Source organism: Thioclava marina, from assembly GCF_002020135.1.
Classification (GTDB): domain Bacteria; phylum Pseudomonadota; class Alphaproteobacteria; order Rhodobacterales; family Rhodobacteraceae; genus Thioclava; species Thioclava marina.
The window spans coordinates 526,028-538,850 of the sequence record NZ_MPZS01000001.1 but is presented as its reverse complement, the minus strand read 5'-3'; the positions used below and the strand labels follow the sequence as shown (position 1 = coordinate 538,850).

10 protein-coding genes are annotated in these 12,823 nt (G+C 66.2%); 4 read left to right on the top strand and 6 right to left on the bottom strand.

Annotated elements, in window-relative coordinates:
* Nucleotides 1-10 precede the first annotated feature (10 nt).
* From BMG00_RS17565 to BMG00_RS02550, 3 genes are all read left to right on the top strand, one after another.
* The gene (locus tag BMG00_RS17565; RefSeq protein ID WP_078573296.1) at nucleotides 11-1,339 is read left to right on the top strand and encodes a GTPase; all 1,329 of its coding nucleotides are present in this window, start codon (nucleotides 11-13) and stop codon (nucleotides 1,337-1,339) included.
* A gap of 74 nt (nucleotides 1,340-1,413) precedes the next feature.
* The gene (locus BMG00_RS02555) at nucleotides 1,414-1,722 is read left to right on the top strand and encodes a hypothetical protein (RefSeq protein WP_078573295.1); all 309 of its coding nucleotides are present in this window, start codon (nucleotides 1,414-1,416) and stop codon (nucleotides 1,720-1,722) included.
* Between the two features lie 202 nt (nucleotides 1,723-1,924).
* Nucleotides 1,925-3,445, top strand: a complete 1,521-nt coding sequence (locus BMG00_RS02550) for a bifunctional metallophosphatase/5'-nucleotidase (RefSeq protein WP_078573294.1) — start codon at nucleotides 1,925-1,927, stop codon at nucleotides 3,443-3,445.
* A gap of 289 nt (nucleotides 3,446-3,734) precedes the next feature.
* Here BMG00_RS02550 and BMG00_RS02545 read toward each other — a convergent pair whose 3' ends face one another.
* Nucleotides 3,735-4,202: an Lrp/AsnC family transcriptional regulator gene (locus BMG00_RS02545; RefSeq protein WP_078573293.1), complete on the bottom strand. Its 468-nt coding sequence runs from the start codon at nucleotides 4,200-4,202 to the stop codon at nucleotides 3,735-3,737.
* A gap of 117 nt (nucleotides 4,203-4,319) precedes the next feature.
* Between BMG00_RS02545 and putA the strand changes: the two genes are divergently transcribed.
* Nucleotides 4,320-7,739, top strand: a complete 3,420-nt coding sequence (putA, locus tag BMG00_RS02540) for a bifunctional proline dehydrogenase/L-glutamate gamma-semialdehyde dehydrogenase PutA (RefSeq protein ID WP_078573292.1) — start codon at nucleotides 4,320-4,322, stop codon at nucleotides 7,737-7,739.
* On the opposite strand, the gene modC is transcribed toward putA, so the two are convergent.
* From modC to BMG00_RS02515, 5 genes are all read right to left on the bottom strand, one after another.
* Nucleotides 7,736-8,818 carry a molybdenum ABC transporter ATP-binding protein gene (modC, locus tag BMG00_RS02535; protein ID WP_078574231.1) on the bottom strand — a complete coding sequence of 361 codons (1,083 nt, stop codon included), beginning with the start codon at nucleotides 8,816-8,818 and terminating at the stop codon, nucleotides 7,736-7,738. The genes putA and modC overlap by 4 nt on opposite strands.
* On the bottom strand, nucleotides 8,815-9,513 hold the full coding sequence (gene modB, locus BMG00_RS02530) for a molybdate ABC transporter permease subunit (RefSeq protein ID WP_078528280.1): 699 nt from the start codon (nucleotides 9,511-9,513) through the stop codon (nucleotides 8,815-8,817). The genes modC and modB overlap by 4 nt, the downstream gene beginning before the upstream one ends.
* The gene (gene modA / locus BMG00_RS02525) at nucleotides 9,510-10,259 is read right to left on the bottom strand and encodes a molybdate ABC transporter substrate-binding protein (RefSeq protein ID WP_078573291.1); all 750 of its coding nucleotides are present in this window, start codon (nucleotides 10,257-10,259) and stop codon (nucleotides 9,510-9,512) included. Before modA ends, modB begins: the two co-directional genes overlap by 4 nt.
* Nucleotides 10,260-10,434: 175 nt before the next feature.
* The gene (locus BMG00_RS02520; protein ID WP_078573290.1) at nucleotides 10,435-11,520 is read right to left on the bottom strand and encodes a c-type cytochrome; all 1,086 of its coding nucleotides are present in this window, start codon (nucleotides 11,518-11,520) and stop codon (nucleotides 10,435-10,437) included.
* Entirely contained in the window at nucleotides 11,517-12,812 is a 1,296-nt protein-coding gene (locus BMG00_RS02515) for a c-type cytochrome (RefSeq protein WP_158521669.1), read from the bottom strand. The genes BMG00_RS02520 and BMG00_RS02515 overlap by 4 nt, the downstream gene beginning before the upstream one ends.
* Nucleotides 12,813-12,823: the final 11 nt, after the last annotated feature.

The following is a 12,823-nucleotide window of genomic DNA, read 5'->3' as shown; positions in this document are numbered from 1 at the left end:
GGCAAACGAGATGATGCACAAGGCGATAGGTGAGCACACCGCTGTTCTGCTCGAGCGCAAGCCGGTGCGGGTGGTGATCTGCGGCGAGGTGAACTCGGGAAAGTCTACCGTTCTCAACGCGCTTCTGCGCGAGCGTCTAATCGAGGACAATCTGGGGCGCGACCAGCGTCCCGTGGTCTACGCGAACTGGCGCGCGACGCCCGGTCGCGAGTTGCGTGACGCCGACGGACGGATCGTGTCGGAGGGGGATGCGGAGGCGTGCGAGCTGCATCTGTGGTCCCCTCAGCCGCATCTGCGCGGGATCGAGCTGATCGAGGTGCCGCTGACGCAGGCGGAAGATCTCAGCGACGAACAGATCGCGCTCATCGGCTCGGCCGATCTGATGATTTGGGTGACCATCGCATCGCAGGCCTGGCGGCTGACCGAGAAATCCCTCATCGAAGCGCTGGGTTCGGCCCGTCCCGAGAACTGCATTCTTGCGATCTCGCGCGCCGACAAGCTGCGTTCGGATAACGACCGCGCGCGTTTGCTGATGCGGGTCGAGCGCGAGAGCGCGAACTGGTTCGATCGCTGTCTCTTTGTGAGCGGCGCGCGCGAGCGTCTGGGGCAGGCCCTGGCCTCCGAAGAGGGCTTCGTGCAGACAGGCGGCGCGGCGTTGCTCGAGGCGGTGCGGGAGTTCCGGCATGTCTCCACGCCGAAGGGCGAAGGCGTCGCGGATTGCGCCGTGCTCGATGCCAGAGCTGCGGCCCGCACGGCCCCGGTTCCGCCGGGCAGCGGCGGCAAGGTTCTGCGCTTTCCGGGAGGCGAGAGCGCCCGCGAACCGCTGCCCGTCACTGCCGAGCCGGTGATCACCTGCGAGTCCGTCCCCGAGCCCGAATTCGAGCCCGAAGCCGCATGTGAGCCTGCACTTGAGCCCGAGGCCGCATTTGAGCCCGAGGCCCCGGCCCAGATCCGACTGCCCGACGATATCGCCCGTGCGCTGCGCCTTTCGCGAGAGTGCCGCGAGGCGCTGGCCCATGAGGGGCTCGACGAGGGCGTGCTCGCGGCAGGTCGGATCGTGCCGCAGATGCGCGAAATCGACCCGCTCCACGGCGCACCGGAGGAAATCCTGCGCGCGGGACATGCCAGCGCCGATCTGGTCAACGCGCTGCGCACGATCTACGGCGAGCGCTTCGGCGAGCAGGATCTTTCGGGGCTGAATTTCACGATGAAACAGGGCCGGCTTCTGGCGCGCATCCTGCCGCAGGGCGATCTGGTTTTCGCGCTGTGCGATCCCGCGCGGGTCAGCGAGGGGGCGGCGATGCAGGTCATGGGGCGTCTGTGCGAGGGCGCGGCCTGAGCCGAGATCGGCTGCGGTGATGCGCGGTCCCTGGCCCGGCACTTGGGGGTGTTGCAAAGATCTGGGGGAAAGAGATGTCGGCACGATCATCCGATCCGGGCGAAGATGACTGGGGCCCGTGGATCCGACACGATGGAAAGGGCTGCCCGGTGCGCGTCGGCACCATCGTCGAGGTCGTCTGCGAGGACCGTTTCGGCTTTACCATGCGTCAGATCGCCTGTGTCGCGGGCGGAAGCTATTCAAGCTGGGACTGGTCCCATTTTCCCGAACTCAAGAAGATCATCCGCTACCGTGAGAAAAGGCCCAAGGGGCTGAGCATCCTCGAAGGCTGCATGAGCGAGATTGAACCGACTGTGCATAATGATCTCGTCAAAATCGGCTGAGGTTTCTTGCGGATCGGCGCTTGCCGCCGCCCCGTCGCATTCGCCGTCGCTTTTCGCCGTGCACGCGGTTGTTAACGCAAGGGTAGCCTCAGAAGAGGTTTGCGCCATTTTCGGAGATGGCTAATCATTGCCCCGCGGCCCGCGCCACACCCTTTGGTCTGAGCGGGTGGAAGGATTCATAACCAATCGCAGGGAGACAGAAATGTCCGATTTCAAGCGCCGTCTCACCGCCCTGTTGCTCGGGGCTGCCATGACCGGCCTCATGGCCAGCGCGCCGGTGCAGGCCGAGACCGTGAAGCTCACCATTCTCGGCGTCGGCGATATCTATAATTTCGACGGGGACGGCGAGAGCGGCGGTTTCGCGCGGCTCAATGCGGTGGCCAAGGCCGAGCGCGCCAACAACCCCAACACGCTTTACGTCTTCGATGGCGACATGCTTTCGCCCTCGCTGCTGTCAGGGATCGACGAGGGTCAGAACACGATCGACCTGACGAACCTCGTGCCCTTCGACATCGCCGTTCCCGGCAACCACGAGTTCGACTTCGGCCCGGAAAACTTCGAGCAGAAGATGGCAGTGTCCAATTATCCCTGGGCCGCGATCAACATCACCCAAGCCGACGGCTCGCCCATTCAGGGCCTTGGCGGCGTCATGATGAAAGAGATCGCCGGCCTCAAGGTCGCGCTGATCCCGGTCGCGCAGGACACCACGCCCGAGGTCGCGAATTCCGGCGATCTGAAGTTCCAGCCCACCGTCGAGACCGCCATCGCTGCGGCCAAGAAAGCGCGCGAGGACGGGGCGGATCTGGTGATCGGCGTGGTGCAGACCGACATGTCGAACGACCGCGAATTGATCGCGAGCCATGATTTCGACGTCATCATGTCGGGCGACGACCACCTCAACGCGATGTTCTACGATGGCATCACGGCTTACGTGGAGACCTCGATCGACGCGCGCTATCTGCAACCGCTCGACCTGACCGTCGAGATCTCCGAGAAGGACGGCAAGCGCAAGATCAGCTGGGAGCCGACCTTCCGCTGGATCGACACCGCGACCGTCACGCCCGACCCGGAATCGATGGAGCTGGTGAACGGCTTCAAGAAGCAGCTCGACGACAATCTCGGCCAGGTCATCGGCACCTCCGAGACCGCGCTCGATTCGCGTCGCAACGTGGTGCGCTCGGAAGAGAGCACGATGGGCGACCTGATCGCCGATGCACTTCTTGCGGCGACCAAGGCCGATGTGACGCTGATCAATGGCGGCGGCATTCGCGGCGATACCACCTATGACGCGGGCCACCAGTTGACCCGCAAGGACGTGCTGACCGAGCTGCCCTTCGGCAACAAGACCGTCGTGACCGAAATCCCCGGCTCGCAGCTTCTGTCCGCGCTGGAGAACGGTTTCAGCCAGGTTGAAAAGGGCGCAGGCCGCTTCCCGCAGATCGCCGGCATGGATGTGGTCTATGACGCCTCGGCCCCGGCTGGCTCGCGCGTGGTTTCCGTGACCGTGGGCGGCGCGCCGCTCGACATCAACAAGGTCTACAAGGTCGCGACCAACGATTACATGCTCGGCGGCGGCGACGGCTATACCGCGCTCGGCGGCGGCAAGGTCATCGTGAACGCGGGTAACGGCAACCTGATGGCCAATGACGTGATCACCTATATCGAGACCCAGAAGACCGTCGCGCCCAAGATCGACGGCCGGATCAAGAAACAGGGCGAGTGATCGCGTCCTGATCGGATCAGGGGCGGCGGGGAAACCTGCCGCCTTTTTTGCTGCGGTGCGGACGGACTTTAGCGATGAGGGGCCCGCCCGAGCCATGGGAGGGCGGTCGCTACGCGTGTGGTCATCGCTTTATCTCAAAAGCCCGAAGGTCGCTTGAACGCGCACTGACATCACCAATGCGCCCTCCCCGTGGGGGAGGTCGGGCGCGGCCCGGGGCTGGTCGCCCCGTGCCAAGGAAGCCCTCAGCGAATTTCCCGCCCCACCCGGCGATCGGGCGCGGCCCTCCGGGTTACTCCAGCGGTGGTGCGCTGTTCTCCACCACCGTCTCCATCGCGACATAGCTCGAGGAGGAATGCACATGGGGCAGGGTCGAGAGTTCCTCGGCCATGATGCGCCGGTAATCGGCCATGTCGCGGGCGCGGATCTTCACGAGGTAATCGAAGCCGCCCGCGATCATGTAGCATTCCTCCACCTCGGGGATCGCGCGCACCGCCGCGTTGAATGCCTTGAGCGCGCTCTCTCGTGTGTCGCTCAAGCGCAATTCGATATAGGTGACATGGCTGAGACCCAGCTTCATCGGAGAGATCATCGCGCGGTAGCCTTTGATCAGCCCGCTTTCCTCCATCTGCTTGATCCGGGCGGCGACTGGGGTCTTCGACAGGCCCACGCGACGCGCGAGCTCGGCCACTGGCAGGCGCGCATCGGCGATCAGTTCCTTCAGGATTCGCCTGTCGATCGCATCCAGCTCTTCACTCATCGTCTTTATTGTCCCAGAAAATAGTTCTGTTCGACTAGATAGTAGATCAAGATCGGACAAAACGCCTAATCGAAATCCCGTATCCTCGGACAAACAACCTGTCCGGGAGGTTCAGAGATGCGCGTTTCCTTCGATCCGTTCACCACCGAGGCCAAATTCGCCGATGAAGCAGAGCTTCTGGCCCGCCTTCAGGCAACGGCCGACCTCGTCCCTGCGATCCGCGCGCATATCTCCAGGCGTGCCGCGAACCTCGTGCGCCGCATCCGCTCCGAGGCGAAGCCCACGCTGATGGAGCATTTCCTCGCTGAATATGGCCTCTCGACGCAGGAGGGCGTGGCGCTGATGTGTCTGGCCGAGGCGATGCTACGCGTGCCCGATGCCGAGACGATCGACGCGCTGATCGAGGACAAGATCGCGCCCTCCGACTGGGGCAAGCACATGGGCACGGCGTCCTCCTCGATGGTCAATGCCTCGACCTGGGCGCTGATGCTCACGGGCCGTGTGCTCGAGGACGAAAAGCCCGGCATGGCGGGCGTGCTGCGCGGCGCGATCCGCCGGTTGGGCGAGCCGGTGATCCGCGCTGCCGTGAGCCGTGCAATGAAGGAGATGGGCCGCCAGTTCGTCCTCGGCGAGACGATCGAGAATGCGCTGTCCCGCGCGAAAAAGCTCGAGGACCGCGGCTATAGCTACAGCTACGACATGCTGGGTGAGGCAGCGCGCACCGCCGCGGACGCCAAACGCTACGCCAAGGATTACGCCAACGCCATCGCGGCGATCGCGCAGGTCTGCAAGACCCGCCCCGTTGCGGAAAACCCCGGCATCTCGGTGAAGCTCTCGGCGCTGCATCCGCGCTACGAGGTCGCCAAGGAAGCCCGCGTCATGGCCGAGATCGTGCCGGTGATGCGTGAACTCGCGCGCGCCGCGAAGGCCGGGAATATGGGCCTCAATATCGACGCCGAAGAGCAGGATCGTCTGGTGCTCTCGCTCAAGATCATCCGCGAGGTTCTGTCGGACCCCGAGCTGGCCGGTTGGGACGGGTTCGGCGTGGTCGTGCAGGCCTATGGCAAACGCGCGGGTCTCGTGATCGACTTGCTGGGCGCACTGGCGGAAACGCTCGACCGCAAGATCATGGTGCGTCTTGTGAAGGGCGCCTATTGGGACACCGAGATGAAGCTCGCGCAGGTCGAGGGCCTGCCCGATTTCCCGCTGTTCACGACGAAAGCGGCGACCGATGTCAGCTATCTTGCCAATGCGCGCAAGCTCTTCAGCTACACCGACCGCATCTATCCGCAATTCGCCACCCATAACGCCCATTCGGTCGCGGCGATCCTCGAGATGGCCGAGGGCCGCCCCTTCGAATTCCAGCGCCTGCATGGCATGGGCGAGCGTCTGCACGAGATCGTCCACCGCGAAGAGGGCACCCGCTGCCGCATCTACGCCCCCGTCGGCGCGCATCGCGACCTGCTCGCCTATCTGGTGCGTCGCCTGCTCGAGAACGGGGCGAATTCTTCCTTCGTGCATCAGATCGTCGATGAGGACGTGGCACCCGAGACGATCGCGGAAGACCCGTTCGTGCAGTTGGCGAATGCGGAACGCTCGGCGATGCTGCACCATCCGTCGCGCATCTTCGGTGAGGGGCGCATCAACTCGGCCGGGTTCGACCTGACCGATGAAGAGACGCTCGCCCGGATCGAGGCTGCGCGCGACGTGGCGATCCCGGATGCGGGGCCGCTGGTCGCGGGCGAGGCGTCGGGCCAGACGGTCGCGGTGCTTAACCCGGCGACGGGCGAGGAAGTGGCGAAGGTTACCGAGGCCGACGCGGCCTGCGTGGCCTCTGCCATCGAGGCCGCACGCGCCTGGCAGGCGCCGGTCTTGGACCGCGCGGCGATCCTGCGCCGCGTGGCCGATCTTTATGAGGAAAACTTCGGGCCCTTCTTCGCCGTGCTCGCCAAGGAAGCGGGCAAGAGCCAGCGCGACGCCGTGGGCGAACTTCGTGAAGCCGTTGATTTCCTGCGCTATTACGCGGCGCAAGCCGAGGAGCAGGACCCGACCCCGCGCGGCATCTTCGCCGCGATCAGCCCGTGGAACTTCCCGCTGGCGATCTTCACCGGGCAGATCTCGGCGGCGCTGGCCGCGGGCAATGGCGTGATCGCGAAACCGGCCGAGCAGACGCCGCTCGTGGCCGCCATCGCCGTGCGCTTGATGCATGAGGCGGGCGTGCCGCTTGACGTGCTGCAACTGCTTCCCGGTCAGGGTGAGACGGTCGGCGCCGCGCTGACCTCCAACCCGAAAATCGCGGGCGTCGCCTTCACCGGCTCGACCGAAACCGCGAAGATGATCCGCCGCGCGATGGCCGAAAACCTCGACCCGCACGCGCCGCTGATCGCGGAAACCGGCGGGTTGAACGCAATGATCGTGGATTCGACCGCGCTGCCCGAACAGGCGACGCGCGACATCATCGCCTCGGCCTTCCAGTCGGCGGGTCAGCGCTGTTCGGCGCTGCGTTGCCTCTATGTGCAGGAGGACGTGGCCGAGGGGCTGATCGCGATGATCAAGGGCGCGATGGACGAACTGACGCTGGGCGATCCGTGGCATCTGTCCACCGATGTGGGCCCGGTGATCGACGCCGAAGCGCAGGGCGATATCGCCGCCTATATCGCGCAGGCCGAGGCCGAGGGCCGTGTGCTGCACAAGCTCGACGCCCCCACGCAGGGACATTTCATCGCGCCGACCATGGTGAAAGTCTCGGGTATCGCCGATCTGGAGCGCGAAGTGTTCGGCCCGGTCCTGCATGTCGCGACCTATCGCGCCGAGGAGATCGAGCAGGTCTTCGAGGCGATCAACGCGACCGGCTACGGTCTGACCGCAGGGTTGCACAGCCGGATCGACAACCGGGTGCAGGAGGCGACCGACGCGCTCCATGTCGGCAACCTCTATGTCAACCGCAACCAGATCGGCGCAGTCGTGGGCTCGCAGCCTTTCGGCGGTGAGGGGCTATCGGGCACGGGGCCGAAAGCGGGAGGGCCGCTGTATCTCACGCGCTTTGCGCTGGCGCCGGACGCACCCGCTAAGGATGGCGAATGGGGCCACAAGGCCGATCTCGACAGCCTGCGCAAACGCCTCGCGAAGGCGGCGGCGAAGGCCGAGTCTGCGGGGCCGCTCGATACGCTGGAACTGCCGGGTCCGACGGGCGAGGCCAACACGCTGCGCCGCTTTGCACGCGGGCCCATCCTGTGCCTCGGGCCGGGGGAAGCTGCGCAGGTCGCGCAGATCAAGGCCGTCGAGAATCTGGGCGGGATCGCGGTCGGGGCCGATGGCAAGATCGCGCCGGAAGCGATTGAAACGCCTGCGGATATCGCGGGCGTGATCTGGTGGGGCGGCGACCCGCGCGCCTATGTGCAGGCGCTCGCGAAGCGCGACGGCCCGATCCTGTCGCTCACCACGGGTGCGGTGCAGAAGACCGATGTTGTCCACGAGAGGCATCTGTGCGTCGATACCACGGCGGCGGGCGGCAACGCGGCGCTGCTAGCGGGTTAACCGACATCCTCGGAGGCCACCGACATCGCCTTGATGATCGCGTGGCACATCCTTCCCTCGGTCAGGCCAAGGGCTGAGACCGAGCGGGTGGTGAGTCGTGCGAGCAGGTGTTCCCCCCCAAGCGCGAGGCGCAGGTAAACGCTCGGGCCGTCGGCGGGGCGGATCTGCTTGATCACCACGGGCAGGATGTTGAGCGCCGAAAGCCCTGCGGGGCGAGGGACCGAAAGCGTCACGTCGCCCGCATGGATGCGCAGGCGCAGCGCCTGACCCGGTTGGCCCGAGGGGTAGGGCAACAGCACCTCGCCGCCCGCCGTCTCGATCCGGGCGAGCCCGTCCTCTTCCTGCGCCACCACACGGCCCGAGATCACCGCGCCCGCTTCGCGCATTCCCAGAGCGGGCGCGAGACTCGGGTCCGACAGGATCTCGCGCGCGGGTCCGATGCCGCGCAGGTGTCCCGCTTCGATCAGCGCGACGGTGGTGGCGAGGCGGGCGACCTCCGCCGGGGCGTGGCTGACATAGAGAATGGGGAGTTGAAATTCGTCGCGTAAGCGTTCGAAATACGGAAGGATTTCGGCTTTGCGCGCCGCGTCGAGCGCGGCCAGCGGTTCGTCCATCAACAGCATGCGCGGATTGGACAGGATCGCCCGTCCGAGCGCGACACGGCTCTTTTCGCCGCCTGAAAGCGAGGCGGGGCGACGCTCGAGCAACGCGCCGAGGCCGAGCATCTCGACGATGCGGTCGATCTCTGATCCGTCCTTGCGCGAGCTGGCGAAGCGCCGCCCGTAAAGCAGGTTCGATTTCACGCTCAGATGCGGGAAAAGGCGCGCGTCCTGAAAGACATAGCCGACGCGGCGCGCGTGCGGCGGCAGGAAGATCCCGGCCTCGGTATCCAGAAGCACCTCGCCATTGACCGCGATCCGGCCACGCTCGGGGCGCAGGAGGCCCGCAACCGCGTTCACCACCGTCGTCTTGCCCGCGCCCGAGGGGCCGAACAGGGCCGTGACCCCGTCCGGCGCGCGCAGGCCGATATCCAGCGTGAAGCCCGTATGGCGATGGTGAAGCGCGATCTCGAGCATCAGCCGTTTCCTCCCGCGATCCGGGCCGCGATGCGCCGCGCGAGCCATTCCGAGGCAAGAAGGGCCCCGAGCGCCAGCGTCACCGAGACTGCGGCGAGCCGCGCAGCGCTCGCCTCGCCGCCCGGCACCTGCAACTGCGAATAGATCGCGAGCGGCAGGGTCTGGGTCTGGCCGGGGATATTCGAGACGAAGGTGATCGTCGCGCCGAACTCGCCCATCGCCTTGGCGAAGGCGGTGATCGCACCGGCGAGGATGCCGGGCACGATCAGGGGCAGGGTGATCGTCGCGAAAACCCAAAGGCGCGAGGCGCCGAGCGTGGCGGCGGCCTCTTCGAGTTTCGGGTCCACCGCCTCGATCGCGAGCCGGATCGCGCGCACCATCAGCGGAAAGGCCATCACGGCGGCGGCCAGCGCCGCGCCGCGCCAGGTGAAGGCCAGCGTGATCCCGAGCTTTGCCAACACTCCCCCGATCACCCCGTTCGGTGCGAAGCCGATCAACAGCAGGTAGCCGGTGACGACGGGCGGCAGGATCAGCGGCAGATGCACGACCCCGTTGACAAGCCCGCGCCCCGGAAACCGCCAGCGCGCCAGCGCATAGGCCATGAACACCCCCGGCGGCAGCGAGAGCGCCGTCGCCCAGCCCGCCACCTTCAGCGAGAGCGCGACCGCCTGCCAGTCGGAGGGGGAGAGCCAGCTCATTTCAATACGTCGAACCCTTGCGCGGTAAAGATGTCCTTGGCCTCGGGCGTGCTCAGCGCGGCATAGAAACTGCGCGCCTCGGCACTATCAGAGAGCCGCGCCGCGGGATAGCGGATCGGCGGGTGGCTGTCATCGGGAAATTGGGCGACGACATGCACGCGGGGCTCGGCCACCGCGTCGCTTGCATAGGTGATCCCGTAAGGGGCCGCGCCAATCGCGACCATCGCGAGCGTGGCGCGCACATTGTCGCCCTGCGCGACATCGGGCTCGATCGCCGCCCAGAGCCCGTAATGCTCGAGCGCCGCCTTGCCGTATTGCCCCGCAGGCACGGCCGTCACCAGCGCCATCGCAAGCTTGCCGCCCCCCAGCAACCCCTTGAGGTCGAGATCGGGACCGATCTCGACCGGCTGGGCCTCAGGGTCATGCGCGATCAGCACGAGGCGATTGGCCAGAAGATCTTCTCGCTCGGCGACGCGCCCGGTCTTGGCCACCTCATCCATCCAGCCGGGATTGGCCGAGATGAAGATATCCGCTGGCGCTCCGGCGGTGATCTGGCGGGCCAATGCCCCCGAGCCCGCATAGGAGATATGGGCCGTGTCGCCGGTTTCGCTTTGCCAGTTCTGCGCGATCTGATCGAGCGCGGTTTTCATCGAGGCGGCCGCGAAGATCGTCACTTCGCCTGCGTGGGCGGGCAGGGCGAGACTGGCGCATGCCAGTGCGGCGGCCAAGAGACGGGGGAAGGACATGGGGGCTCCTTTCAATATGTTCGGTGAAACATATCGCAGGGTGCGCGCCATGACGCAAGCATGGATTTGCAGGGCAGGCTCGGTGGCGGAGTGGCGCGTGCCAGTCTCTCGCCATGCGCAAAGGAAAACCGGCGCATCGCTGCGCCGGTTCGTCTGTCTTGCGAGGGCCTGGCATTCAGCCGCCCGAATTATCTCCCGCAGCCGGCGCGGCGGCCTGGCTCTCTTGCGGGAAGCCGGTGCCCAGAAGCACTCCGTCGATGGTCTGGCCATAGAACCCGTCGTGGCTGTGGTGCCATTTCTTGAGCCCGTCCTCGACGGTGATATCGCCCACCTGACGCGGGTCTTTCGGGCGCGGGTGGCTGTCGACGAAAGCGGCCACGTCCCAGGCTTCCTGCGTGCTCAGCTTGCCGGGTTGCGACAGCGGCATGTTGTGCTTGATGAAAGCGGCGGCGGCATCGACCTTGTGCATCCCAGCGCCCCAGTTGTAGCTGCGCGGCCCCCAGAGCGGCGGGAACACGACCTTGCCGTTGATATCCTTCTGGCCCTGACCGTCCGCGCCATGGCAGACCGCGCAATTGGCCGCAAAGACCGCCTCGCCGCGCTCGCGCGAGGGCTCTTTTTCCGGCTTGTCGATCTTGCCGAAGCCGGCGCCTTCGGGTTTTTCGCCCGTGGGCAGGCCCTTCGACATCCAGAAGAAATAGGCCTGAAGGTCGCGATAGACATCGGAGCCATAGGGTGGCGGGCCACCCGAAGGCGAGGCTTGGGCGTTCATCGAATAGGTGAAGCACCCCTTGATCCGGTCCTCCATGGTATTCACCATTTTGTTCTTGGACCGGTATTTGGGATAGACCGGGTAGGCCGCCCACATCGGCGCGGAATAGGCTTGGCGGCCCGCGTCGAGGTGGCAGTTCGAACAGCTCAGATCGTTGCCCACGAAGTCATGCGCATTGGTCCCGGTATCGAGGAAGATCGCCATGCCGCGACGCACGGACTGGCCGAACTCGTCATCGGGGATCGCGCTCTCATCTGGCGGCGTGAAGAGTTTCGCCTTCTCTCCCTCACCATCTGCGGCCGCCGTCGATCGCGCGGCTTTCTGCCCGGTCAACCAGCTCGGCGCGAGCCCGAAATCCACAACGAGCGAGCCAAGCACCACCAGCGCAAGCCCCCCGCCCACGGCGAGGATCACTCGTACCGTGGTCTGCCCGCGCGAGGGCTTGTCGGCGCCGGGTTGGGGAAGGTCGGAGGGATGTTTGCGCGTCATTGGGCGTCTCCTTCGCTCACCGGGATGGATGCGTCGATCGCGGCCAGCTCGGTTTTCGGGGTGGCGGGCACCGGCGCGAGCGAGGCGAGATAATCGGCCACCGCGCGGCGATCCACATCATTGAGGGCTTTGCCGATCCCGGCCATCAGGCCGAGCGGCGAGTTATGGCGCGACCCGCCCGCCCACATGGCAAGCTGACGCGCCGTATAGGCGGGGTGTTGGGCGGCGAGTGCGGGGAAATCGGGCGCTACGCCAAAACCCGAAGGGCCGTGACAGGTGAAACAGGCGGGCACGCCGATCGACCAATCGCCCTCGCGCGCGATCTGCTCGCCCCGTGCCAGGTCGCCTTTCAACGAGGGCCGCGCTGTCGAGGGCGCGCGCATCACCGCGTAATGGGCGGCCAGCGCCTGGATCTGCTCTTCGCTGAGTGCTTTTGCGACATAGGCCATCGAGTCGTTGAACCGGGTGCCTTGCTGGAAATCATGCAACTGCTTGGCGATATAGGCGGCGGGCAGGCCCGCCAGTCGCGGCGTGGTCTCCATGCCCTGACCCTTGTCGCCGTGACAGCTCGCGCAGGCCCAGATATAGCCCGCGCCCGTCTTCACCAGCGTCTCGACATCGGCCGATTGCGTGGCCGCCATGGCGGGGGCCGGGGCAGGGCGCGCGGGTTGCGCGGGCAGGCCCGTGATCGCGCTGGCCAGCTCTGCACCTCCGGCCCAAGGGTCTTTACCCGCGTCTGCCTTGCGAAGCTCGGCCACCTTTGTGGGCTCGATCCCGTCCTTGGCGCCGGCGAAGCTGGTCGCGACATGGCTCGAGATCGCGGCGAGCTGCTTGTCATCGAGCGCCGAGGCGAAATTCGGCATATGCCCGTTATAGGTCACGCCATTCACCGCGATCGGCCCGTCGATGCCGCGCAGCGCGATCCGTACGACCGCCTCGGCGCCGCCTGCCTGAACCAGATCGGATTTCGCAAGCGGCGGCACGGCGCCGGTGGAGCCGGCGCCTAAATCGCCATGGCAGGTCGCGCAATTGGCGGTGAAGAGCGCATGACCCTGCGCTGCGGCGGGCTCGGCGGTCACCGGCGCGGTGGCCGTCACGTCCTGCGCGTTCTGCGCCGCGCGTTCCTTGTCGGCCACCTGCGTCGAATGGCTTGTCTCGACCAGCATGATCACGCCCCAGATCGCCAGCGCGATCGCGATCCAGTAGACCGGCAGAGGGATGCGCCGGGATTCCTCGAAGGGCTCGAAGGTCTCGTCGGGGAGCCGGGGATCTTGCTTCATCTTGTCACTCATCATCCTCTCCC